General features: G+C 67.2%; 23 protein-coding genes, 1 tRNA gene and 1 pseudogene. 21 read left to right on the forward strand and 4 right to left on the reverse strand.

The window, feature by feature from the left end; translation table 11 throughout:
* Positions 1–78: 78 nt before the first annotated feature.
* Positions 79–294 (reverse strand): hypothetical protein, encoded by a 216-nt coding sequence (locus tag AQJ27_RS14125; RefSeq protein ID WP_067367233.1) that lies wholly within the window; start codon positions 292–294, stop codon positions 79–81.
* A 26-nt stretch (positions 295–320) separates the two neighbouring features.
* On the opposite strand from AQJ27_RS14125, the pseudogene AQJ27_RS60790 reads away from it, so the two are divergent.
* The 5 genes and pseudogenes from AQJ27_RS60790 to AQJ27_RS14145 all read left to right on the forward strand — a co-directional run bounded on the left by AQJ27_RS60790 (position 321) and on the right by AQJ27_RS14145 (position 8,297).
* A pseudogene (locus tag AQJ27_RS60790) lies at positions 321–1,676 on the forward strand (tyrosine-type recombinase/integrase).
* A gap of 776 nt (positions 1,677–2,452) precedes the next feature.
* Positions 2,453–2,527, forward strand: a complete 75-nt coding sequence (locus AQJ27_RS60795) for a 50S ribosomal protein bL37 (RefSeq protein ID WP_099504217.1) — start codon at positions 2,453–2,455, stop codon at positions 2,525–2,527.
* Positions 2,528–4,077: 1,550 nt separating this feature from the next.
* Positions 4,078–6,144, forward strand: a complete 2,067-nt coding sequence (locus AQJ27_RS56370; protein WP_159064354.1) for a tetratricopeptide repeat protein — start codon at positions 4,078–4,080, stop codon at positions 6,142–6,144.
* Between the two features lie 357 nt (positions 6,145–6,501).
* Positions 6,502–7,737 (forward strand): helix-turn-helix domain-containing protein, encoded by a 1,236-nt coding sequence (locus tag AQJ27_RS14140; RefSeq protein ID WP_067367247.1) that lies wholly within the window; start codon positions 6,502–6,504, stop codon positions 7,735–7,737.
* Positions 7,738–7,787: 50 nt separating this feature from the next.
* On the forward strand, positions 7,788–8,297 hold the full coding sequence (locus AQJ27_RS14145; RefSeq protein ID WP_235613590.1) for a flavoprotein: 510 nt from the start codon (positions 7,788–7,790) through the stop codon (positions 8,295–8,297).
* 216 nt (positions 8,298–8,513) lie between these two features.
* On the opposite strand, the gene AQJ27_RS14150 is transcribed toward AQJ27_RS14145, so the two are convergent.
* Positions 8,514–8,909, reverse strand: a complete 396-nt coding sequence (locus AQJ27_RS14150) for a GntR family transcriptional regulator (protein WP_067367253.1) — start codon at positions 8,907–8,909, stop codon at positions 8,514–8,516.
* Positions 8,910–9,316: 407 nt separating this feature from the next.
* On the opposite strand from AQJ27_RS14150, the gene AQJ27_RS14155 reads away from it, so the two are divergent.
* From AQJ27_RS14155 to AQJ27_RS14220, 14 genes are all read left to right on the forward strand, one after another.
* On the forward strand, positions 9,317–9,700 hold the full coding sequence (locus AQJ27_RS14155; protein WP_067367258.1) for a RapZ C-terminal domain-containing protein: 384 nt from the start codon (positions 9,317–9,319) through the stop codon (positions 9,698–9,700).
* Positions 9,701–9,835: 135 nt separating this feature from the next.
* A complete protein-coding gene (locus AQJ27_RS14160; protein WP_067367261.1) occupies positions 9,836–10,105 on the forward strand; it encodes a DUF6284 family protein in 270 nt (89 codons plus the stop codon).
* Positions 10,102–10,974 (forward strand): protein spdB, encoded by an 873-nt coding sequence (locus AQJ27_RS14165; RefSeq protein ID WP_067367264.1) that lies wholly within the window; start codon positions 10,102–10,104, stop codon positions 10,972–10,974. The genes AQJ27_RS14160 and AQJ27_RS14165 overlap by 4 nt, the downstream gene beginning before the upstream one ends.
* Positions 10,974–11,378 carry an RRQRL motif-containing zinc-binding protein gene (locus tag AQJ27_RS14170; protein ID WP_067367267.1) on the forward strand — a complete coding sequence of 135 codons (405 nt, stop codon included), beginning with the start codon at positions 10,974–10,976 and terminating at the stop codon, positions 11,376–11,378. The genes AQJ27_RS14165 and AQJ27_RS14170 overlap by 1 nt, the downstream gene beginning before the upstream one ends.
* Complete coding sequence (locus AQJ27_RS14175; protein ID WP_067367270.1) at positions 11,375–11,560, forward strand: hypothetical protein; 186 nt, start codon at positions 11,375–11,377, stop codon at positions 11,558–11,560. The genes AQJ27_RS14170 and AQJ27_RS14175 overlap by 4 nt, the downstream gene beginning before the upstream one ends.
* A gap of 2 nt (positions 11,561–11,562) precedes the next feature.
* Positions 11,563–11,880, forward strand: a complete 318-nt coding sequence (locus AQJ27_RS14180) for a hypothetical protein (protein WP_067367273.1) — start codon at positions 11,563–11,565, stop codon at positions 11,878–11,880.
* Between the two features lie 107 nt (positions 11,881–11,987).
* On the forward strand, positions 11,988–14,105 hold the full coding sequence (locus tag AQJ27_RS14185) for a cell division protein FtsK (protein WP_067367276.1): 2,118 nt from the start codon (positions 11,988–11,990) through the stop codon (positions 14,103–14,105).
* Positions 14,106–14,309: 204 nt separating this feature from the next.
* Complete coding sequence (locus AQJ27_RS14190) at positions 14,310–14,786, forward strand: hypothetical protein (RefSeq protein WP_067367280.1); 477 nt, start codon at positions 14,310–14,312, stop codon at positions 14,784–14,786.
* Positions 14,787–14,805: 19 nt separating this feature from the next.
* Positions 14,806–15,366 carry a hypothetical protein gene (locus AQJ27_RS14195; protein ID WP_067367283.1) on the forward strand — a complete coding sequence of 187 codons (561 nt, stop codon included), beginning with the start codon at positions 14,806–14,808 and terminating at the stop codon, positions 15,364–15,366.
* Positions 15,367–15,455: 89 nt separating this feature from the next.
* The gene (locus AQJ27_RS14200; protein WP_067367286.1) at positions 15,456–16,370 is read left to right on the forward strand and encodes a bifunctional DNA primase/polymerase; all 915 of its coding nucleotides are present in this window, start codon (positions 15,456–15,458) and stop codon (positions 16,368–16,370) included.
* Between the two features lie 86 nt (positions 16,371–16,456).
* Entirely contained in the window at positions 16,457–16,801 is a 345-nt protein-coding gene (locus AQJ27_RS14205) for a hypothetical protein (protein WP_067367879.1), read from the forward strand.
* On the forward strand, positions 16,798–18,198 hold the full coding sequence (locus tag AQJ27_RS14210) for a DNA primase family protein (RefSeq protein WP_067367289.1): 1,401 nt from the start codon (positions 16,798–16,800) through the stop codon (positions 18,196–18,198). The genes AQJ27_RS14205 and AQJ27_RS14210 overlap by 4 nt, the downstream gene beginning before the upstream one ends.
* Positions 18,199–18,439: 241 nt before the next feature.
* Complete coding sequence (locus tag AQJ27_RS14215) at positions 18,440–18,649, forward strand: helix-turn-helix transcriptional regulator (RefSeq protein ID WP_067367292.1); 210 nt, start codon at positions 18,440–18,442, stop codon at positions 18,647–18,649.
* Complete coding sequence (locus AQJ27_RS14220; protein WP_067367295.1) at positions 18,646–20,010, forward strand: tyrosine-type recombinase/integrase; 1,365 nt, start codon at positions 18,646–18,648, stop codon at positions 20,008–20,010. The genes AQJ27_RS14215 and AQJ27_RS14220 overlap by 4 nt, the downstream gene beginning before the upstream one ends.
* Before the next feature lie 154 nt (positions 20,011–20,164).
* Here AQJ27_RS14220 and AQJ27_RS14225 read toward each other — a convergent pair.
* Positions 20,165–20,246 (reverse strand) — tRNA-Tyr (locus tag AQJ27_RS14225).
* Between the two features lie 202 nt (positions 20,247–20,448).
* Between AQJ27_RS14225 and AQJ27_RS14230 the strand changes: the two genes are divergently transcribed.
* A complete protein-coding gene (locus AQJ27_RS14230) occupies positions 20,449–20,937 on the forward strand; it encodes a YajQ family cyclic di-GMP-binding protein (RefSeq protein WP_067367882.1) in 489 nt (162 codons plus the stop codon).
* 130 nt (positions 20,938–21,067) lie between these two features.
* On the opposite strand, the gene AQJ27_RS14235 is transcribed toward AQJ27_RS14230, so the two are convergent.
* A complete protein-coding gene (locus AQJ27_RS14235) occupies positions 21,068–21,334 on the reverse strand; it encodes a GlsB/YeaQ/YmgE family stress response membrane protein (RefSeq protein WP_054228314.1) in 267 nt (88 codons plus the stop codon).
* A gap of 171 nt (positions 21,335–21,505) precedes the next feature.
* Between AQJ27_RS14235 and AQJ27_RS14240 the strand changes: the two genes are divergently transcribed.
* A complete protein-coding gene (locus AQJ27_RS14240) occupies positions 21,506–22,750 on the forward strand; it encodes an APC family permease (RefSeq protein WP_067367299.1) in 1,245 nt (414 codons plus the stop codon).
* The last annotated feature ends 22 nt before the right edge of the window (positions 22,751–22,772 follow it).

Raw genomic sequence — 22,772 nt, forward strand, 5'->3', positions numbered from 1 at the left:
AGCTACGGTTTGGCCTGGCGGAACGCCGGCGTGCGCGTGCTCCGAGTTCTCGCTCAAGCTCCCGTAGCCCCCGTGGGGTTAGGGACGGTAGTGGTCGGTCATGGTGGGCGAAGAGCTGTGCACTGCGGCAGCGTTGTAGGAGACCCTGTCGTTGTACGCCTGCAGCCGCCGTGCTTGCTCGATCAGGCGACCGTCGACGTTCTCCGTGTTGCCGTTTCTTCGGCGCAGGAGCACGAAGAGCAGGACCAGTACCGCTGCCACCAACAGACCAAACAGCACGCCGAGCTCGATCACAGGCGGTCCCCCCGAGTGAGTGCGTGATGCTCCACGATAACGAGCAGCCTCAGAGGTGCCTAGGTAGCTTCCGGGCGCCCCCAAATCTGGCGTGGAAGGTGGGCACGCGCCCGCACTCGGAGTCGTTCCTCACTTCGGGCCTGGCCGAGAGCCAACGAGCCCAGCTCATCACCGCGGCCCGCGAGGGCGAGGCTTTCGACGTGGACAGCGGACTGCCGAAGTCCCTGGTCGTCAAGGAGCGGGATATCTCGTGGTACGAGCACGCCCGCAACTACATCGCGATGAAGTGGGACGACTCCCCCGCCTCCACACGACGGACCCTCGCCGAAGCCATGGCCACCGTGACCCCCACGTTGGTGAAGGACACCAAGGGCTTGCCGGACGCCAGGGTTGTGCGCACCACCCTCTATAGCTGGGCGTTCAACAAGAACCGTTGGGAGGAAGACGCCCCGGCTGACATTGCGAAAGCGCTGGACTGGTTCAAGCGGAAGTCGCTGCCCACGTCTGCTCTCTCCGACCGCCTGCTCGTACGGAGCACCCTCACCGCCCTCTCCAAGAAGCTGGATGGCAAGACCGCGGCGGCGAGAACGATCCGGCGGAAGCGAGCAATCTTCCACAACTCCCTGGAGTACGCGGTGGAGGCCGACCTCCTCACCGAGAACCCGCTCACCCGCATCAAGTGGAAAGCACCGGAGCAGGTAGAAGAGGAGTTGGACCCTGCCTGTGTGCCGGACCCCGAGCAGGCTGCCAAGCTCTTGGACGCCGTGCGGGACCAGAGCCCCCGTGGGCGGCGTCTGGTCGCGTTCTTCGGCTGCATGTACTACGCCGCGGCGCGGCCGGCGGAAGTCATCGGGCTACGCCTCCAGGACTGCGACCTACCGCGCCGGGGGTGAGGCATGCTGCGGCTCAAGGAGACGCGGCCGCGGTCGGGCTCAGCGTGGACAGACAGCGGGGAGGCTCACGACAGGCGGGGCCTGAAGCACCGTTCGCGGAAGGCGGTCCGCCCGGTCCCGATCCCACCCGAGCTGGTCGCCCTGCTGCGGTGGCACGTCACCGCGTACCGCACGGCGCCCGACGGCCGACTGTTCCAGACCCAACGCGGTGGGCTGATCCAGGACACCGGTTACGGCGAAGTCTGGGCCGAAGCCCGGTCGCGCGCCCTGACACCCGCACAGCAGGAATCCCCACTGGCCAAGCGACCATATGACCTTCGCCATACGGCGGTCTCCACGTGGCTCAGCTCCGGTGTGGAACCTCAGCCCGTGGCCAAGCGTGCTGGGCACAGCGTGGCCGTCCTCTTCCGGGTGTACGCGAAGTTCCTCAGCGACGGAGACGACGCCGCCAACGCCAAGATCTCCGCCCGTCTGGGGCGGCACGGCTGAGGGGTCGGAAATCCCGTCCACAGCCCGTCCACGCACCCCGAGGCGGGGCGTTCGAATGCGAGACAGCGCGAGACAGCACGTCCCTCAGGAGAGCACATGACAAAGGCCCCGTGACCTGCGTAGAGGGCAGGTCACGGGGCCTTTGTTTCCCGTGTGGCGGCGCCAGGATTCGAACCTGGGAAGGCTGAGCCGGCAGATTTACAGTCCCCTCAAGATCTCGCGCCCACAACCTGCTTGACCAGGCCCTTTATGGGATGCATGAGCGGGGTACTCGGTCTCCGTCCGCGTCTCGTCCTGATCTTGAAAATTCGTGCGACCGCGGACGTGGCCGTGATCGCCCCTGGGAGCGTTGAGTCTGTCCGCCGGAGACTCGTCAACCGCCGCCTTGTAAGGGCGGGCGTGACCTGCGACCAGGACGCCCAGGTCGCTGAGGCTGTAGAGCCAGCCCAGCTCATCGGCTCATCCCCACCGCGGCGAGCCTCCGTTGACCGTTGTTGACCGCACTATGTGGCACGGATGTGGCACGCGCTAAGAGGCTACGAGCTTAGAAGGCCCTTGATGGTCCGACGCTGCACGACCTCTGACCTGCGGTTGGCAGCGTTGTGATCGATAGGCCTGGGCGGCTTCGACGCGCATTCGACAGAAGCCAGTGATTGCTCTGGGGTGGCCGAGCGCCGGTATGGGCACTGTGGCCGCGGCACCGCTGATGCGGACACCCCGGGCCGAATCTAGACTGGCGAAGGCATGGAAAGTCCTGAATTAGGGAGATGTGCACCATGGCTAAGCGAGGGAACAAGCGACGCGGCCGTAAGAAGAAGAAGGCCAATCACGGCAAGCGCCCCAACGCCTGAGCCGACCAAGCAGACGGCCGAGGGGTCCCCTTGAAGACGGGGCGCCCTTTCCAGAGTTGGGCAGGGGGCTTCGAACCCGCGCACACGGCTTCGAAGGCCCGTTGTGACCCGAGTAACGTCGCTGGTCACGGCTGCACAGGTCCTCGGTCGGGTGCGGCGTGTCCACGGATGGTCCACGGCCTGACCACCGCCTTAGGAGTTCGATCGCTGAGCGGTGTGACTTCTCGGCAGGCTTCTTCGTGGTCGCTTGCTGGACATGACTTAGCCCGTTCGGACCGGTTCATGTGCGTCCGGCTTCTGTGGGACCTCATGGTGGACGACATGACGCATCTCCGTGTAACGGCCTTGATGGCTGACGGTCAGACCGTGCAGGTAACCGCCATCACGGCATGGCCGGAGCCATGGATCACGCTGGAACCGGGGAAGGGGGAGAGTGAAGACGAGATCCGCAACGGGCTGGCTGAGACGCTGAGGGCTTACCTGGCAGAGAACGGGGGGCGGGTTCTTGTACTACGTGGGCCCGACTCGATGATCGTCTGTCCAGCCGGCAAGATCCCACTATTCCGGGTGAGGTAGCTCGCTAAGGTCGGCGGAACGACTTTGGCCGGGAGCTGCTTTGGCGCGAGTGATCATGGCCCCGTAAGCTTCCGGCGCGTCGGGCAGTCTGTGGACCTGCCCGGTAAAGCACGACGTTGGGGCCATGATCTTCGAGGCTCGCGCCAAAGTGGCTGGCTAGAGTCGTGGAGCCGACCGCCCCAGCCGCAGCGGGTTCTCCCACTCCATGCCCGCACTCGCGAGCGCGCCGCCGGGCGCGGCCAGCCGGGGCGGAGACAGGAGGCAGGCCGCGCCGCAGAGGCGGCGCGCGCCCGCGCCGTGCGCGGGCCTTGATGCAGTGGGGAAAGTTCTACCGCGCCAAGGCAACGACGACTTTCAAGACCGGTCGACTGGCAAGGGGAAGTACCCCTCTGACCTGCTGTTTTATCCTCAGCAAGCAGATGGTGGCCGTGACGTTGGCCGCAGGTTGGCCAACGCCGACCCGAACCAGCCGGGCCCGTACGACGCCATCGGCCCGAGTCTGCTTGCGGAGCGCCAGGCCAAAAGCTTGTTGCGCAGGAAGTTGCGCGCCGCAGGGTGGTCCTCGAACGACTCATGGCGCGGTGCCGATGACCTGCAATCGAGCAGTCGTCCACGGTCGTTGTTGGTCACTGTGGGCCGCCCTTCGACGGCCCACAGACGGCGGCCCCCCAGACCCCCTAGACCAGATCTTGGCTCTCTCAAGGCCGACGAGACATACGGAGGGGCGCTCCTCCTCCAGCACGCCAAGAGCTCGACCGCCGCTGTCCGTCGATTCCCCACACGCCGCAGGCAAACTTGCGGCAGCATTGGTGACCATGAGATGGCGCGGGCGACGGATGTGGGGACGCTTACTAGGGCTCCTCCTTATCGTCATATTCTTCACTGCAGGGCCTCAAGCCTTCAAGGCTGCAAACATTCCTGCACCTCCATGGGTCGCTCCAGTAGTCGCTTCGATCGGAACTGCCGTTCTACTCGTGTTCACTCCGCTCCTACAGTCAGGCGTTGACAGACTAAAGAGCCGGAGCGAAAAGATAAATGCGGACGAGGATGCGCAAATCGAAACACTGCGAGGACTCGGCGGCGAAAACAGATCCCTGCCACTGGTCTCGGAGATCAACAATAGGGCACTCTTCGGCATTCACCCAGCTATCCCTCTGCCCGCAGAAGAAGCGTCCTCAATATCTCCCGAGCTACCCATCTACGTACCTCGCGACATCGACGCGGATCTCCATACAGGAATCAGGAGCAAGAGTGAGATCGGGGGATTTTTTCTCCTCGTAGGAAGAGCCGCCTCCGGAAAGACAAGATGCGCCTATGAAGCCATCAATGCCGTACTCCCCGAATGGCGTCTTTGCATGCCCGCAGACGCCAAAGCACTATCAAGCCTCGTGACAAGTGAATTCGACCTTAGTCACACAGTTGTATGGCTGGATGAAATCCAGAAATTTTTGGGCCCAGAGCAACTACAGGCTGAGGTAATCCGAGGCATACTCATGAATAGAAACGCGCCAACCATCTTGATTGGCACCATTTGGCCAGAAAACTACAATCACCTTCGGGCACCGTTAGCTGAAACAGAGGAAGAGGACCCAAATAGGAACGCCAGAGATATCCTGAACTTGGCTTCACGGTTTGACATTTCGACTTTTTCATTCAAAGAGCTAGACAGAGCTCGCCAAATCGCAGAGATTGATCCGAGAATTGCCGAGGTAATCCACCGGGGCCCCAGTGCGAGCGTGACCGAACTTTTGGCGGCAGCGCCCGAGTTGATCCACCGCTGGATACAGGGAGAAAACGAGTTCGGCCGCCTGCTAATTACAGCGGCGGTATCAGCGCGCGCGTGCGGCATAGGGGAGGAAATTCCGGTAGGCACGTTGCGCGATATTGCCGTCGCTCTGATGAATGGGAGGCTTCGCGCAATGGCTTCCGATTCTTGGTTTGAAGAGGCCGTTCACTGGGCCTCTCGGCCTGTACGGGGCGCTAGCTCGCCGCTGGCCCCGCATTCGAAGATAATTGGCGCTGTCGACAGCTATACCGTCTCCGATGTCCTGACTCAATATGCGAACGAGTCGGCACCCCAGCGTACGCGATCCGTAAGTGACGAGATATGGGAGATTACACTCAGGGATACAAATCACACGAGCACCTTGATATCAATTTTCACGGCGGCAGAGGCGGCGGGAAATACGTCGATCGCCGAGAGAGCCGCCACGCGTGCAGCTGAGGCGGGATCTAACCACGCCATATGGCTCTTGTCTTTGTTTCTGGAGAAGCTTGGGAGAAATGAAGAGGCGCTGGCTTGGATATTGCGCGGCGCCGAAAGGAGAGACGTAACATCTATGGCCCTCGCTGGACTCCAGCTATTTAAGACCGACAGGCGCGAAGAAAGTGAATACTGGCTGCGCCAAGCTGCCGCTGCAGGTGATGCTAACGCCATGGGCGGGCTGGGTGTAGTTCTGATGCAGCGGAATCAGTTCGAGGAAGCCCTGGTATGGACTCGGAGATCTGCCGAGAAAGGAAGCTTTGTCTCGATGGAGGTGCTCGGGGATCTCCTCGCGCAGCGGGGAGAGCGGGGCGAGGCAACAGAGTGGTTCCGCCGGGCAGTCCAGCACGGAAACAGAATTTCAGCACAGGCTCATTTGGGAATCCAGCTTATGGGGGATGAGGAGACCCTGGAGGAGGCTGAGGGGTTGTTGCGCCGCGCAGCGGAGGCAGGAGAAGTCAGGGGAATGGTGGGCTACGGCATGCTGCTTAGCCAAAGAGACCATGAATCAGCGGAAGCTAGACATTTTCTTACTCTCGCCGTTGAGGCTGGCGACGAGCATGGAATGATGGCTTTGGGGATTCTGCATGCCGAGCGAGGCGAGACATCTAATGCTATTCATTTGTACGAACGGGCAAGTCAGAGCAATCAGAAGGCAGTGCGGAATCTGGCCATCGGAGAGCTAATGAAACTGCTGCGAGCTCAGGGGCGAGACGAGGAAGCGGCCCGCTGGGAACTTCAGCTAGATGCGCTCAACGGTGCCGGCGCCGACGAATGAACCTTGAGAGGTAATTAGCGGGGGAAAAAGTTTCAGGGGCGTCTGAGGCTGTAGTACTAGTGCGGCATGGGACTGCCGTGTCTGGGAGCGGCCGTACGCGCCACCTCGGTTCAGGCATGGCTATCGCTGGCGCCAGCCTCAGGTAGAGCGCAGCGTGCGAAGCATAGTCGGACACCCGGGAACGGCCCGACTCTCATGCGAAACACGAGGTCAGAGACCCGGACATTGTGTCCGGGTCTTTTTGCTCTGGGCCCGTCACGCTCGTACTAGCTCCGATGGTGAGCAAGGCGAACTACCCGCCTCACCACTGGCTCTGTACCGTGAAACCGGCCCCCAACCAGCAGGAGGCAGCACGTAATGCGTGGCCTTGGAGATCACCTCAGCATCGGCGAGCGGATCGCGTTCTACCGCAAGCGCCGCGGCTACACGCAAGAGGTTCTGGCAGGACTGGTCGGCTACAGCACTGACTGGTTGGCCAAGATCGAAACTGGGCGCCGGAAGCCGCCCCGTATCGACATGCTCGCGGAGCTGTCGCGCATCCTGCGCGTACCCCTCGGTGACTTGCTCGGTCAGACCGTACTCATGGAGGACGAAAGGCAGCAGGACGACGTACCGGCCGTGCGCGACGCGCTCATGAGCCCGCGGCGGCTGTCGCGCTTGCTCTTCGGCCCTGAGGCCGAAGTCCAGCTCCCTACGCCCGCGCCTGCGGCCGTGCGTGTGGAGCACGCGTGGAACGACTACCAGGGTGGGCGACTCGGCAGTGTCATTGCCGCCCTTCCCGCGCTTCTCCAGACAGCTCAGGAGCTTGAGGAGCGAGCGGCACGCCGTGGCGAGGACCATAACGACTGCTGGGCAGTGTCGGCTCGGACGCACCACCTCGCAGCAACGACGCTCGCGAAGATCGGCGAGTCGGACATCTCATGGCTTGCTGCCGAACGCGCGATGCGCGCCGCGGACGAGTCGAACGACCCGCTTGTGCTGGCGTCGGCCGCACGGTCCGGCACACACGCGCTGCTGGCCAACGGCCGGTATGACGACGCGTTGGAGCTAGGCAATACGGCCGCTGCATGGCTGTCGTCTCGGGTCGCCGAGAACGACCCGGCGGCGCTGAGCCTGCTGGGGATGATTCACCTGCGCGCCGCTGTGGCAGCAGCGCGCCACCAAGACCGCCCCAGCGCAACGGGCTTGTTGGACCGAGCCGAAGAACTCGCGGACGACCTCGGGTCGGATGAGAACTACTGGCAGACCGGCTTTGGGCCCACGAACGTCCAGCTTCACCGGCTGTCCATTGAGCTGGACCTCGACAACGTGTCGTACGTGGTGGAGCACGGGCGGATCAACGTGGACCACATGCCGCAGGAACGCAGCGTTTCGCACCGAATCGACTTCGCGCGCGCCCTGTCGCTCGCCGGACAAGGTGATGAGGCGTTCACCGAGCTGCAAACCGCTGAGCGCACATCGCCGCAGCTCGTACGTAACAATCCCAGGGTGCGCGAGACCCTGCGGGACCTGATCAAACAGTCTCCGGTTACGGGTGGCTCGCGTTCGTCCGAGGTGTTCGTAATGGCTCAACGGTGCAAGGCGGTGCAGTGAGTTCAGGCAAGCGTGGGGTGCTCGGGGTCGTCGGGTCTGCGGCCGGAGGTGTGGAGGCACTGCGTACCGGTCTGATTGAGCCCGCGATGGAGCGGGGATGGCAGGTGGCCGTCACACTGACGCCGACCGCGGGTCAGTGGCTGCGGCTGAGCGGCGAGGTTGAGCAGCTGGAAAAGCTGACTGGTCTCCCCGTGCGCGACGAGCCACGGTTGCCCGGCGACGCCCGACCGCACCCGCCGGTTGACTGCTACGTGGTCGCCCCTGCGTCGGCCAACATGGTGGCCAAACTCGCGACGGGCCTGATGGACAACCAGGCACTGACGCAGGTGGGCGAGGCCATCGGCACTCTCGGCTTGCCCGTCGTCGTCTTCCCGCGGGTAAACGCGGCGCATGCTCGCCACCCGGCGTGGCAGCGGCACATCGACACCCTTCGGGCGGGGGGCGTGCACGTCGTCTACGGCCCGGACGTGTGGCCGCTGTACGAGCCGCGAGAAGCGCCGGCGGGGCGCGAACTCCCGTGGGCGGCAGTGCTGGACGCAGTGGACACGGCCACTGGATGACGAGTCGTCAATCCTTTTGACCTGCAAGGAAAGAGGACCCGGACAGTCTGTCCGGGTCCTCTGCCGTTCCCGGCCACATGCTCATTGGCATGTCAGGGATCAATGAGCGAAGCGGCGAGCTGGAAGGCATGACTCCTGCTGAACTCGCCTTGATCAAAGCGAGTTTGAGCGAGGCGCGCGTCAAGGTCGAACGACTGCTGAGGCGCGCGGACGAACTCACGGCGACGGTGGAATCTCGCTACCCACAAGCCGCTCAAGCCGATCCAGACGCTCACCGAGTAGGTGGAGGGCGTCGTGAATCGTGCTGAGCTCTGCTGCCAAGGCAGTGAACGCGGGGCTGCTGCCCGGCTCGGTGCCGAGGGGCACAGCAGGATCGCGGACGAACGTCCCGCGGCCCTGCTGAGTGAGAACCAACCCCTCATCGCGAAGCTGACCGAACGCACTCTGAACGGTCATGAGCTGCACGCCAAGTTCCTTGGCGAGCTTGCGAGCTGCTGGGAGCTGGTCCCCCGGGGCGTACTCGCGGTCGGGGCCCGTGATCTTTTCGCGGAACTCCGCCGCAATCTCCTTGGCCGTGGGCGTCTGCTTGGGCGCTTCGGGGCTCTGGTCCATGGCTCCGAGAGTAACCGGACCTAGGTCAATCTCTGATCCTTCATCGCACCTCCTTGACAGTCAGATTGACCTAGGTCAATCTGTAGTTACGCCGGAACGCGAGGCCCGGAAGAGCTTCACCGGCCGCATTCGCAAGTGCTTGACCTGCGCCAACGCCCGGAGGGCTCCGTGAAACGGGCTCGAAGGAAGCGACGGATGCTTGAGAACTCAACAGCGTGCCTGAGGCAAACCGCCCCGCCTCTGCGAGCAAGTGGGCGGTCCGCGCGGCGAAAGAGCCGCGCACACCTCGTACGCAACGGCTCAGCGGCCGAACGTGCCGCTGCCGGTTGCCCGATCCCGCCCCGCCGAACTGCCGGGGCGGGTGAGGGGAGCCCGGAACCGCCCCCCTCGCCTCCTAGGAGTCCCTCATGACTGCTGCTATTGAGATCGTTTCGTTCGGCTACCTGCACGACGAGCCGCCCGCCGCGCACCTGACCATCGACCTGCGCCACCACTTCCGCGACCCGCACGTCAGCCCGGAGCTCCGGTACATGACCGCGGACGACGAGCCGGTACGCACGGCGGTGCTGTCTACCCCGGGTGTCGCCGCCCTCGTGCTCGCGACCGCCGCGGCGGTGGACGCGTTCACGTCCGGCCCGTCCGCCGGAACGGTCACCGTCGCCGACGGGTGCGCTGGAGGCCGGCACCGCGCCCCCACCTTCGCCCGCGCACTCGCCGAACTGCTGCGCGACGCGGGCCACGACGTCACCGTCCGGCACCGCGACCTCGGCAAGGACGTCGTCCAGCGCTGACCACACCGCGGCCGCTGCTCCACAGCCATGCCGCCCATCATCCGCACGGCTTTCCCCATCAACGGCACGCGGCCCCCGGGATGCACCCCGGGGACCGCTTCGGGCCGTACCACCGACTAGGGAGAACACGACCCAATGAGCCACATCGTCACTGTTCAGGAAGCTGTTACCGCGTTCGCCGACTGGAACGAGCCGACGGATGCGGAGCTGGACGCGATCGAGTCGGAGATGCCGCTGATCCTGGCGGACGTCGACCTGATCGACGCGCAGATCATCGCCATGGACCACACCCCGAACGAGGTCGACACCCGCCGCGTGCGCCGCGCCCTCGCCCGGGTCCTCACCGAGTGGCGGACCCTCGCCAACCGCACCGCCGACGAGATGGCCGCCGGGGGTGCGGCATGAGCGCCAGGACCACCAAGACCGTGCTGCCGGCCGTCGCCATGACGGCGGTGTCCATGGTCCTCACCCTGGCCGTGGTGGTGATGTGGCTGGGAACGGCGATGCCGTGGCCGGTCGCCCTGGTCGTCGGTCTCGGTATCGACGGCGGATGGCTGGCCACCCTCGCCTACGAACGCCGCCTGGCCGCGCAGGGCGACCACAGCCACGCCGTCACCGGCGTCGGCTGGTCCTTCGGCCTGATCGCAGCCGGCGTCCTGATCGCCCACGCACTCACCGCCGAAGAGTCCGCCGGCGCGTGGCTGGCCGTGGCCTGGCTGCCCATCGCCGCCAAGGCACTGTGGCTGGTCCACGGACTGTGGGAGCGGACCGCGCTCACCCCGAACGCGCTCGGAGCGATCCGCGGAATCCAGCAGGAAGCCCGCGACGAAGCGGCCGTGGCCCGCGCCCGCCTGCGGGCCGAAGCCACCACCGAGGAGACCCGGCTGACGGCCGTGACGCAGGCCGGCGCCCGCGTCGCACGCGTCCAAGCAAAGACCGCACAGACCCTCTCGCGAGCCTGGTCGACGCTGGAGACGGCACGGGACGGCGAGGACACCGGCAGGGCACTGACCAGCGTGACGAACCGCGTCACACCCGACGTCACACCCCGCTGGCAACTCCCCGTATGGGGACCCACCGAACCGGTATCGGCGTTCACGCTGGACGCGGCGCCCGCCCTCACCGACGAAGCCCTCGACACGCTGGTCGACGAGATCCGCCACAGCGAAACCCCCGCCCTCTCCTACCGCGAGATGGCCACCCGCTTCCGCGCCGCCGGCCACTCCGCATCCGAAGTCCGCCTCAGGGCGGCGTGGAAGCGCGTGGTCGCCTGATGTCGGCCGCGTTCGGCAAGTGCTTCGACCCGTCCGGGGCCCGCTACGGCATCCCCACCTACCCCTGGAAGTTCGCCCCCGACGACGACCAGTTGGCTACCCGCCGGCAGTTACGGGCCCGGGGGCTGCGTCCGGGCGGTCAGCCGATAGCGGCGCAGGTCATGCGCATCAACCGGCGCGCCGGGAACGTCCGGGTCGCCTACCTCTACCGCATCGACCTCGCCAAGCCCGTACGCCCGATGACCTCGCGCAAATGGGGCGCGCTCGCGCTGGCGATGCTCGCCCGCCGCACCTGCCCCAAGTGCCGCATCACTTACAGCTACTGCCTGCCGCGCTCGCTCGACATGTGCGTGCTGTGCGCCTACCCCGACAGCCACGACTCCGCCCACCAGGGGGCCTGTTGAGCGTCCGCCGCGAGACCGCCGCCGACGACTGCGCCCGCACCGTAGGCCTGATGGCCGCACTCGGCGACTCCCTGCCCCCCGACCGCGAGCCGGACCAGTTCGAACAGACCGTCGCCCGCGCCCTGTACGCCAACCGGTGCGACCAGCCGCCCGCCGGCCACACCTACCCCAGGAGGGGATGACCATGGCCAACTCCGACATCCGCCGTCTGGACCGCGAGATCCAGCAGACGCAGAAGAAGCTGGAAGCCGTCCGCCGGGGCGAGTGGTGGCCGCTGAACGGCTCGGAACGCCGCGCCATGGCCCGCGCCCTGGCCGCCGGCGCCTACCGCGCCTCCCGCGGCCGCAGCACCAGCCACGCCGAAGAGCGGATGGACACCACCGGGTCCGCCGCCGAGATGCGGCTGAACGCGGAACTGACCGCCCTGCACAGCGAGCGCCAGCGACTCATCACCGAGGCCGCCCGCGCCAAGGCCGCCAAGAAGTCTTCCCGCTGGTTCTGACCAGCCCGCACAACCCGCCGGGGTGCCCGCCCCCTGCCACGGACACGGCCACCCCGGCGCCCTCCACAACTCCCGCCCTCGAAGGGGCAGTCAGGAGATCTCTCAGCATGTCCGAGAACGTCGTTCACCTCCACAAGCCCACCGACCCGCCGACCGACGACGCGGCGCCCACGATGCTGACCGTCGTACCCGACGCCCCACCGGCGCCCCCGGTACCGCTGTGGGTGCGCTCCGGCCGCGCAGTGAAGGGCGCGGTCACGCACGAGACCACGAAGATGACCGCCCGCGCCGTGGCCCGGCACGGCCTCTACACGTTCAACGGGGGCCGGATCGTGGCCCGCCGCACGTGGGACGGCAAGACCGGAGCCCGCTACGAGCGCATGATCCGTACCGCCGAAGCCGCGGGGAACCTGGAAGCGGCCGAGGAGTGGGAAGAGCGGCTGCAGCGCTTCCGCGCCGCCCGCCACCACCGCCGCATGGACCTCCTCCACTCCCCGGTAGAAGCCGCCAAGGGCATTGCGGTCGGCACCGGGGTGAGCATCGGGGTCCTGGTCGCGCTCGGAGTCGTGATGGCCATCAACAACCACGACGTCACCGACGTCATCACCCCACTCCGGGCCACGATCGAGTTCATCGCCCTGCTGATCCGGATCGTGCAGGTCGTATGGGGCCCTGCCCTCACGATCGGCCCGTTCCTCGCCCTGCTCGCCCTGTGGACCGTCGGCAGCAAGCAGCAAGCCGCCCCACAGTGGGCCCTGCCCGCCAACGTCCGCTCCGGCGAGGGTGAGCCGATCACGCCGTCGATCGTGGTCAAGGCGCTGCGGGACCTGGGGGTGCCCGCGCTGCGCAACGCCATCAAGGAGATGGGCGACGCCGGCGCGTCCATGCTGGGACCGATCCGGATCGCCGGATGCGGCGTGGAGGTCGACGTCACGCTTCCGTCCGGGGTGGCGACGAACGAGGTGCAGGCCAAGCGTCGCAAGCTCGCCGAGAACCTGACCCGGCACGAGCACGAGGTGTTCATCACCATCCCCGAGGCCGCCCGCACGGTCCGGCTGTGGGTCGCCGACTCGGGGGCCCTGGACCAGCCGATCGGCCCGTCCCCGCTGGTCACCGACGAGACGATGACCGCCGACTACACCAAGGGACGCGCCCCCTGGGGTCAGGACCTGCGCGGTGACGCCGCCGCGCTGAGCGTCTACCAGCGGCATCTTCTGATCACGGGGTTGTCCAACCAGGGCAAGACCGCCGCCCTGCGCTCGATCGCCCTGTGGCTCTCCCTGGACCGGTCGGTTGAGTTCTGGATGGGCGACCTCAAGGGCGTGGGCGACTGGGCCATGTTCGACGGGCTCGCCACCCGGCTGATCCAGGGTCCTACCGATGACCACGTCATCCAGGTCACCGAGATGGTGGAAGACGCCGTTGAGGAGATGAACCGCCGTATCCAGGCGCCGCCCGGAACGACGTTCCCGCCGCTGATCGTCATCGTGGATGAGGCGCAGGTCGCGTTCATGTGCCCGGTCAAGGACGAGGACAAGCGGCCCTACGGCGGCTCTAGCTCCACCTCCCGGTACTTCATGGCCGCGCGGAAGATCCACAACCAGGGGCGGGCCGTGAACGTGCTGCTGTGGCAGGGCACCCAGGACCCGACCGACCAGAACCTTCCCAAGCTGGTCCGCGAGGGCGCCCACACCCGCGCCTCCCTCGCCCTGGGCACCGAGTCGCAGGCCCGTATGGCGCTCGGGGACAAGGCCGTTGACGGCGGGGCCGCGCCGAACCTGCTGCGCCCGGGGCTGGACCAGGGCACCTTGGTCGTCGCCTCGGACGGCATCGAGATCCCCAAGGGACAGTCGTCCATCACGGTGCGCACGCACTACATCAGCACCGACGACGCGAAGGAGATCGCCGCCCGCGCCAAGGCACTGCGCGACGGGGTCACCACCCTGCACGTCATCGACCGGGGCGAGGAGCGCGACCCGCTCGCCGACATCGCCGCCGTCGTCGGCGACGCGCCCCGAGTGCGCACAAAGGACGTCCTGAACCGGCTCGCCACCCTGAACGCGGACGCCTACGGCGGCTGGTCGTTCATCGACCTCAAGCGCGTTCTGGACGACGCCGACGCGGAGCCGTACAAGTCCGACGGCGTCATGGTCGTCAGCCGCGACCGCCTCGCCCGCGCCCTCGCCAACCGCAACGACGAAGGTTCCGCTTCCGCCGACGGATGACAGGGAGCCGACCCCCGACGGGCCAGGGAGACAGGGAGAACTCCCTAACCCCCTCCCTGACCCGCCTCCCTGCCCCTGAACTGCACGAATGATCCATCAGGGAGGCAGGGAGGCCTGCAGGCCAGACCCCCGAAAACCCCCTCCACAGCCACCCCGCAAGGGGGTGGTCCTGCCTCCCTGAACCGTTCCGAGAAGGGATTCCGGATGTACCCCGAACACACCGGCCACCTGCCCGCCGAACGGGCCGTGACCATCCACCAACCCGCTCCCCTCGCCCCGTACGACCTTGCCGCGCCGGTAGCCATGGACCCGTACGCCGAACGGCAGCCCGTGGTGTGGGTGCCCGACGCCTACGGCCGCATGGTCCCCATGCCCAAGCACCTCGCCCCGCCCCCCGCCGTCGCGAGCGAGCCGCGCGACCTGACCCCGCTCCCGCTCCTCGACCCCGTCGCGCAGCGCCTCATGGGCGCCGGCATCGGGGGCGGCGCCCTGTCCGCCGGGGCCGGATACGGCATCAGCGAAGTCATCAACGCCGCCGCCGGCTTCAGCGGCGGGGCACTCATCTGGATCGCCCTCGTCGTCCTCGCCCTGCGCACCCCCGCCCGCGCCATCACCAGCGGCAAGGGCAGCACGGTCAACATCCGCAAAGCCGTCATCAAGCGCAGCCACTTCCACGGCTGAACACCCCCAGAGGAGAACCGTGTTCGACATCCGCATCATCTGCGACCCCGCCGACGAGCCGGCCATCACCCGCGCGTTGACCGCCGCGTTCGACTGCGACCCCATCCAGCGCCGCCCCGCCCACAACGGCCACCACGTCCGCCTCTACACCAAAGCCTTCCACCCCAACCCCGCCGCGCTACTCAACGACGCCCCCGAGACGACCGAGGCGGGGCCGACAGCATGGCCCACGCCGGAAGACGCCTACGCCACCGCCCCCGGCATCACCTACGAGATCGCATGGACCGCTTCCACCGCCAGGACGCTCACCGAGAACCCGCACGGCGACGACGTGGACCGTGAGTACTGGCTGCGCAAAGCCGCTCTGCTGGACCGCATCGCGCTGGAGTACGAGGCCGAAGGCGTCCGCAACGACACGGCCGAGACCGCGGCCAACGCCGCTCGCCAACTCATCGAGGCCGACCAGGACGGCAAGGGCGACTACAGCGGCGACCCGTACTGGCCGGAGCACCCGGCCACGCTCGCCCATCCCCGCGGCTACGTCCGCCAGGAATACGCCGTCTGGGCCCAGAACCAGTAGCTACCCCAAGGGCGACCCCCGCATCTCGCCAAAGAACCGGGGTCGCCCTTGCCAGCCAGAACCCAACACAGGAACTGGAGACCTCCAGCATGACCCAACCCACGGACAACCGGCGAGAGGCCTTACTCGCCGCCGCCCTGAACGCCGCCGGCCGCGGCTGGCACGTCTTCCCCCTCCGTCCCGGCACCAAGCGCCCCGCCCTCCACGGAGAAGCCACCTGCCCGCGCATCGGAGCGTGCGAGGCAGGCCACCTCAAGTGGGAGCAGCGCGCGACGACCGACCCCGAGCGCATCCGCGCCACTTGGGCCACGGTTGCGTTCAACGTCGGTATCGCCACCGGCCCGTCGGGGCTGGTCGTGGTCGACCTCGACATGCCGAAGGACAACAGCAATGGGGACGCGCCTGACGGCGCGGCGACCTTCGGGGCGCTCTGCGAGCGCACCGGGAACGCCGTCCCCGACACCTACCGGACCCGGACCGCGAGCGGCGGCAGCCACCTCTACTTCACGGCGCCGTCCGGGGTGCGGCTGGCCAACACGGCAGGAACGATCGCCCCGTTGGTCGACACCCGGGCATGGGGCGGCTACGTCGTCGCCGCGGGCAGCATCACCCCCGCCGGACCCTACGAAGCCATCAGCGGCCCCGTGGCGGCTTCTCTGCCCTCGTGGCTGCTGAGCATCCTGAAACCGGCTCCCAAGCCCGTACAGGCCCCCTCAGTGCCCGTAACGTCACAATCCCGCCGATACGCGGACACAGCGCTCGGCAATGAAGTCCGCAACGTCTCCGGGGCCCAACTCGGCCAGCGCGAGGCGAGGTTGTTCCGGGCAGCGCGAGCCATGGGGCGCTTCATCGCGTGGGGCGACCTCCCCCGGCACGAGGTAGAGCAGGCTCTTCAGGAGGCAGGCGAGGCGGTAGGACTGCCGCCGTCCCAGTGCCGCGCCACCCTCCGCAGCGCCCTCAACTGGTCCATCGCCCACAACCAGCGCCGACGGGATGCGGCATGACCGCCCCCTCCCGCCCCCCTCTGAAGAGCATCACCTCCACTCCGGCCGGACCACACGTCGCTCCACAGCCTGTGGACACGACGGCCGTGGGCGAACCGAAAGGCGCCGCCCGTCAGGGCGTCGTTTCTGCTCTTCCTCGTTCCAAGCGATTCCCGGACGGTGGCGCACGTCACGACAGCGGGAACCCCACGCCGGATCAGCCCGGCATCCGCATCTACGCCCCTCCGGTCTACCGCTTCCCGGGCGACGGGGCCCGCTGGTCGAAGCGATACGGCAGCACCCCGACCGCCGCCTACGCCTGCACCTGCGGGCACACCGATACGGCCACCGGCCCCCGCGGCGTGGCCGCCCTGGTCTCCGACTACGACGCACACAAAGCCGCCTGCACCGGAACACCCGCCACACTCACCGACGGGAGGACGGCCGCATGATGAACCGCCCCGCCACCGAGACCGAGGAACTGCCCCCGCCTACCAACCCCCTGGCCGTCGCTCGCCGGCTGCTGCCCGACTGGCAGACCGAGGACGGACGGCTCGTGTGCCGGCGATGGCGGGCATCGTGGATGCGCTGGAACGGCTCCTGCTGGCGCGAGATGGACGAAGCGCAGATCCGCGCCGCCATGTACACCCGCCTCGAATACGCCGTCTATCAGGCGCCGGGCAAGGACGGGCAGACGGAGGAACGCGACTGGGCCCCCACGAAGCAGAAAATTGGCAACCTGCTCGATGCGCTCGGAGCGATCACCCTGTTGCCCACGGACACCGACGCCCCGGCGTGGATCGATGGCCAGGGCGCCACGGGGCAGGATGAGGGGCCCATCGTGGCCTGTGAGAACGGGCTACTCCGGATTCAGGATCGTGCGCTTCTGCCGCACGGACCGGAGTTCTTCAACCTCGTGTCCGTGCCGTTCGCCTACGACCCCGACGCGAGTGCACCGACGTGGGAACGGTTCCTCGCGCAGGTCTGGCCCGACGACCCGGACACCATCGCCGCACTTCAGGAATGGTTCGGCTATGTCCTCTCCGGGCGCACCGACCAGCAGAAGATCCTGCTCATCGTCGGCCCGTCCCGCTCCGGTAAGGGCACCATCGCCCGCGTGCTGAAAGCGCTGGTCGGCAAGGAGAACCTGGCCGGCCCGACCCTGGCCGGACTCGGGACGAACTTCGGTCTGTCCACGCTGGTCGGCAAATCCCTCGCGATCATCTCGGACGCCCGTCTGTCCGGCAACGACAACAGCCAGGTGGTGGAGCGGCTGCTGACGATCTCCGGTGACGACACGATCGACATCGACCGCAAGTACCGCGAACCGTGGACGGGCAAGCTGCCCTCGCGGCTGATGATCCTGTCCAACGAACTGCCGCACTTCGGCGACTCATCTGGCGTCATCGCCAACCGGTTCATCCTGCTCAGCATGCGCGTGTCGTGGCTCGGCAAGGAAGATCCCACCCTCACCGACCGCCTCACCGCGGAAATGCCCGGCATCCTGAACTGGGCTCTGGAGGGGCTCGCCCGTCTCCAGCGCAACGGACGGATCACACAGCCACCGTCCAGCCGCGAGGCAATCACCACCTTGCAGGACACCGCCTCACCCACCAGCGCATTCGTCCGCGAACGCTGCAAGACCGGCCCGACGTGCAGCGTCCCCGTGGACGACCTGTGGAACGTCTGGCGCGAGTGGGCCGAGGACAACGGCGTCCGTGCTGGCACGAAGCAGGTGTTCGGTCGCAACCTGCTCTCCGTGGTCCCTCAGCTCAACCGCTCCCGGCCCCGTGCTTCCTCGGGCGATGAGCGGATCGCCACGTACCACGGGATCGCCCTCAGCGGTTGAGCCCACATTCCGCCGGGTCGCGGCCCATCGCGGCCCACCACGTCTGACCTGCGGATTTACCCACGCCGCATCGCGGCCCATCACGGCCCAACCCGCCCGGAGCGTGGGCCGCGATGGGCCGCACAAGCGCGAGACAAAACCGCAGGTCACAACCTTGGGCCGCGATGGGCCGCGACCCACAGCATTGTGACGCCAACCACACCCCGCCCCGCCCTCTCCTCACACCAAGGAGACCCTCCGCATGAGCACCCCCACCCGTCGGCGCCGCGCGCCGAAGGATGAACTGTTGCCTCTGAGTGACGTCCTGGAAGAACTCGGCATCAGCCGCCCGACCTGGTACCGGTGGCGTGATCGCGGTTTCGGGCCGGACGCGCGCCGCACGCCGTCCGGCCGCATATGCGTGCGCCGAAGTGTCCTGGACGCCTTCAAAGAAGAATTGGAAACCGCGTGACCGAGTGGAGCTACACCGTCAAGTTCTGGGCAATCCGTAAGCGCGACTATCGGAAGCCCTACCAACTCCGCTGGTTCGTGGGAACGAGTTCTCACTCGGAATCGTTCCTCACATCGGGCCTTGCGAAGAGCCGAGAAGCGCAACTCATCACCGCAGCCAACGCAGGTGAACCGTTCGACGTGGAAAGCGGGCTCCCCAAGTCCCTGGTCGTCAAGGAACGGGACATCTCTTGGTACGAGCACGCCCGCAACTACATCGACATGAAGTGGGACGACTCCCCCGGCTCCACGCGGCGGACGTTGGCCGAAGCCATGGCAACCGTGACGCCCGCGCTGGTGAAGGACACCAAGGGCATGCCCGACGTACGAGCCGTGCGTACCGCCCTCTATAGCTGGGCGTTCAACAAGAACCGCTGGGAAGACGACATACCTGCCGATGTAGCCAAGGTGCTGGATTGGTTCGAGCGCAAGTCGTTGCCCACGTCCGCACTCTCCGAACGCATGCTCGTAAGAGCCACCCTGAAAGCCCTGTCCAAGAAACTGGACGGCAAGACGGCCGCACCCGGAACGATCCGGCGGAAGCGCGCCATCTTCCACAACTCCCTTGAATACGCGGTGGATGCCGAACTCCTCACTGAGAACCCGCTCACCCGAATCAAGTGGAAAGCCCCGGAGCAGGTGGAAGAAGAGGTTGACCCGGCCTGCGTACCGAACCCGGGGCAGGCCTCGAAGCTCCTGGCCGCCGTACGTGAACAGAGCCCCCGTGGACGGCGCCTCGTGGCGTTCTTCGGCTGCATGTACTACGCGGCGGCGCGCCCGGCGGAAGTCATCGGGCTACGCCTCTCAGACTGCGACCTGCCGCGTCGAGGATGGGGCATGCTCCGCATCAGGGAGACGCGCCCCCGGTCGGGCTCAGCGTGGACGGACAGCGGCGAGCCACACGAGAAGCGAGGGTTGAAGCACCGTCCTCGAAAGGCGGTGCGGCCGGTCCCGATCCCGCCCGAATTGGTGGCTCTACTGCGGTGGCACGTCACCGCGTACGGCACCGCTCCTGACGGCCGGCTGTTCCAGACGCAGCGCGGTGGACTGATCCAGGACACCGGTTATGGGGAGGTCTGGGCTGTGGCTCGATCACGGGCCCTGACGCCTGCCGAGTACGGCTCGACATTGGCCAAGCGTCCTTATGATCTTCGCCACACGGCGGTTTCTACGTGGCTCAGCTCCGGGGTGGAGCCACAGCTCGTGGCGAAGCGCGCCGGACACAGCGTCGCAGTGCTGCTCCGCGTGTACGCCAAGTTCCTCAGCGACGGAGACGATGCCGCCAACGCCAAGATCTCTGAACGCTTGGGGCGGCATGCCTGAGGGACCCGCGGCCGCCGTCCGCGCCTCGTCCGCGAAACCCGAGAGAGAGCGTTCGAACACGAGACAGAACGAGACAGTGCTCTGATCTCACGGGCGCACGACAAAGGCCCCGTGACCTGCGTAGAGGGCAGGTCACGGGGCCTTTGTTCCCGTGTGGCGGCGCCAGGATTCGAACCTGGGAAGGCTGAGCCGGCAGATTTACAGTCTGCTCCCTTTGGCCGCTCGGGCACACCGCCGGGTTTGCTGCCCTGAGGACCGCTTTTCGGCGGTGCTCCTTGGCAACGACGTAAACGATACCTGATGCCCGGGGGTGCTTCGCCACCCGATTGATCTGCGCTTGGAGGGGAGGGGGTGGCTAGGCTTATGCGGATGCGGCCGGGGACCTACGCCGGGCTCGACGGCCGCCCCTACGCACCCCGATACAAGGAGCCACAGGACATGGCCGACTCCAGTTTCGACATCGTCTCGAAGGTCGAGCGGCAGGAGGTCGACAACGCCCTCAACCAGGCCGCCAAGGAGATCTCGCAGCGCTACGACTTCAAGAACGTTGGCGCCTCCATCTCCTGGTCCGGCGAGAAGATCCTGATGGAGGCGAACTCCGAGGAGCGGGTCAAGGCCATCCTCGATGTGTTCGAGACCAAGCTGGTCAAGCGCGGTATCTCGCTGAAGACGCTCGACGCGGGCGAGCCCCAGCTCTCCGGCAAGGAGTACAAGATCTTCGCGTCCATCGAGGAGGGCATCTCCCAGGACAACGCGAAGAAGGTGGCGAAGATCATTCGCGACGAGGGCCCGAAGGGCGTGAAGGCGCAGGTGCAGGGCGACGAGCTGCGTGTCAGCTCGAAGAGCCGTGACGACCTGCAGGCCGTGCAGGCACTGCTCAAGGGCAAGGACTTCGACTTCGCGCTGCAGTTCGTGAACTACCGGTAGCCGTCGGCCGCCAACCGGCTTCGGCCGGTGGTTCATTGCGCGTACATGGAAAGTTGCGCGTACGAGGAAGGGTGGGCCCCCGGGGGTGCCCACCCTTCTCGCCTGCTGGCTGCGGCCTCGGGGCGTGCGCTCAACGGCGCGAGTCGCCGAACAGGATGCGGTAGAGGATGAGCAGGACGAGCGAGCCGCCGATCGCGGCGGCCCACGTGGCACCGTCGTAGAACTGCTTGGCGATCGGGTGGTCCAGCCAGCGCGCGGAGATCCAGCCGCCGATGAAGGCGCCCGCGATGCCGATGACGGTCGTTCCGATGAAGCCGCCCGGGTCACGGCCCGGCAGCAGGAATTTGGCGATGGCTCCGGCCAACAGTCCCAGAATGATCCAGCTGATGATGCCCATGCCCTGAACCTGCCTCTCCGCGCTGTGCCTGTGCTGTGATCCTGCTCCGGACCTGCTGTCTCATGCCTTCGAGTTCGAGCAGCCGGTGGTCGTGCTGGTGTTCGTGGCGCGTTGTCCGGAAGGACGCCTGGTCGGCGGCGGTCGGTTGCAGCGATCAGTAGGGTGCCGCCCATGGCACAGTCCGGATCCGAGTTGCGGCGCACCCTGGGCGTCGGGGACGCCGTGGTCATCGGGCTCGGGTCGATGGTGGGTGCCGGGATCTTCGCGGCGTTGGGCCCCGCCGCACGGACGGCCGGGTCCGGTCTGCTCCTCGGACTCGCGGTCGCGGCCGTGGTCGCGTACTGCAACGCGATGTCCTCGGCACGGCTGGCCGCTCTGTATCCCGCCTCCGGTGGCACCTATGTGTACGGGCGTGAGCGTCTCGGCGCCTTCTGGGGGTATCTGGCGGGCTGGTCGTTCGTCGTCGGGAAAACGGCCTCCTGTGCGGCGATGGCGCTCACCGTGGGCGCGTACGTCTGGCCGGGGCAGGCGCACGCGGTGGCGGTCGGGGCCGTGGTGGCCCTCACCGCGGTGAACTACGGCGGCATGCAGAAATCCGCCCGGCTGACCCGGGTGATCGTTTCGGTGGTCCTCACGGTCCTCGCTTCCGTGGTGGTCGTGTGTCTCGGATCGGACGCCTCCGACGCCGGGCGGCTGGACGTCGAGGTCTCCGGTGGCGCGGGCGGGGTGCTTCAGGCGGCGGGGCTGCTGTTCTTCGCGTTCGCCGGATACGCGCGGATCGCGACGCTCGGTGAGGAGGTACGGGATCCGGCGCGCACCATTCCGCGCGCGATCCCGACGGCTCTGGGTGTCACGCTCGTGGTGTACGCGGCGGTCGCGGTGGCGGTCCTTTCGGTACTGGGGCCGGAGGGGCTCGGGCGCGCCTCGGCGCCGCTGGCCGACGCGGTGCGGACGGCCGGTGTGCCGGGGCTCGTGCCGGTGGTACGGGTGGGTGCGGCCGTGGCCGCGCTCGGCTCGCTCCTCGCCCTGATCCTGGGCGTCTCACGGACGACGCTGGCCATGGCCCGCGACGGTCATCTGCCGGGCGCCCTGGCCGACGTACATCCGCGTTTCCAGGTGCCGCACCGGGCGGAGCTGGCCGTGGGAGCGGTGGTCGCAGCGCTGGCCGCGACGGTGGACGTGCGGGGCGCGATCGGGTTCTCCTCCTTCGGTGTACTGGCGTACTACGCCGTGGCCAACGCGTCGGCCTGGACCCTGAGCCCCGCTCCGGCGGCGCGGCCGGTGCCGGTGGTGGGACTCGTCGGGTGCGTGACCCTGGCGTTCGCGCTTCCGGTGCTTTCGGTGGTCGCGGGCACGGCTGTGCTGGGTGTGGGTGCGGCGGCGTACGGCGTGCGGAGGTGGGCGGCCTCGCGGTAGCCATCGCGGGGCGTCGGTGGGC

The organism is Streptomyces olivochromogenes, assembly GCF_001514115.1.
Classification (GTDB): domain Bacteria; phylum Actinomycetota; class Actinomycetes; order Streptomycetales; family Streptomycetaceae; genus Streptomyces; species Streptomyces olivochromogenes.

Excerpts from the sequence above, each read along its gene's own strand:
- AQJ27_RS14140 (WP_067367247.1), top strand. The coding sequence starts at position 6,502 with ATGCGTGGCCTTGGAGATCACCTCAGCATCGGCGAGCGGATCGCGTTC.
- AQJ27_RS14150 (WP_067367253.1), bottom strand. The coding sequence starts at position 8,909 with ATGGACCAGAGCCCCGAAGCGCCCAAGCAGACGCCCACGGCCAAGGAG.
- AQJ27_RS14155 (WP_067367258.1), top strand. The coding sequence starts at position 9,317 with ATGACTGCTGCTATTGAGATCGTTTCGTTCGGCTACCTGCACGACGAG.
- AQJ27_RS14160 (WP_067367261.1), top strand. The coding sequence starts at position 9,836 with ATGAGCCACATCGTCACTGTTCAGGAAGCTGTTACCGCGTTCGCCGAC.
- AQJ27_RS14165 (WP_067367264.1), top strand. The coding sequence starts at position 10,102 with ATGAGCGCCAGGACCACCAAGACCGTGCTGCCGGCCGTCGCCATGACG.
- AQJ27_RS14170 (WP_067367267.1), top strand. The coding sequence starts at position 10,974 with ATGTCGGCCGCGTTCGGCAAGTGCTTCGACCCGTCCGGGGCCCGCTAC.
- AQJ27_RS14180 (WP_067367273.1), top strand. The coding sequence starts at position 11,563 with ATGGCCAACTCCGACATCCGCCGTCTGGACCGCGAGATCCAGCAGACG.
- AQJ27_RS14185 (WP_067367276.1), top strand. The coding sequence starts at position 11,988 with ATGTCCGAGAACGTCGTTCACCTCCACAAGCCCACCGACCCGCCGACC.
- AQJ27_RS14190 (WP_067367280.1), top strand. The coding sequence starts at position 14,310 with ATGTACCCCGAACACACCGGCCACCTGCCCGCCGAACGGGCCGTGACC.
- AQJ27_RS14200 (WP_067367286.1), top strand. The coding sequence starts at position 15,456 with ATGACCCAACCCACGGACAACCGGCGAGAGGCCTTACTCGCCGCCGCC.
- AQJ27_RS14210 (WP_067367289.1), top strand. The coding sequence starts at position 16,798 with ATGATGAACCGCCCCGCCACCGAGACCGAGGAACTGCCCCCGCCTACC.
- AQJ27_RS14215 (WP_067367292.1), top strand. The coding sequence starts at position 18,440 with ATGAGCACCCCCACCCGTCGGCGCCGCGCGCCGAAGGATGAACTGTTG.
- AQJ27_RS14230 (WP_067367882.1), top strand. The coding sequence starts at position 20,449 with ATGGCCGACTCCAGTTTCGACATCGTCTCGAAGGTCGAGCGGCAGGAG.
- AQJ27_RS14235 (WP_054228314.1), bottom strand. The coding sequence starts at position 21,334 with ATGGGCATCATCAGCTGGATCATTCTGGGACTGTTGGCCGGAGCCATC.
- AQJ27_RS14240 (WP_067367299.1), top strand. The coding sequence starts at position 21,506 with ATGGCACAGTCCGGATCCGAGTTGCGGCGCACCCTGGGCGTCGGGGAC.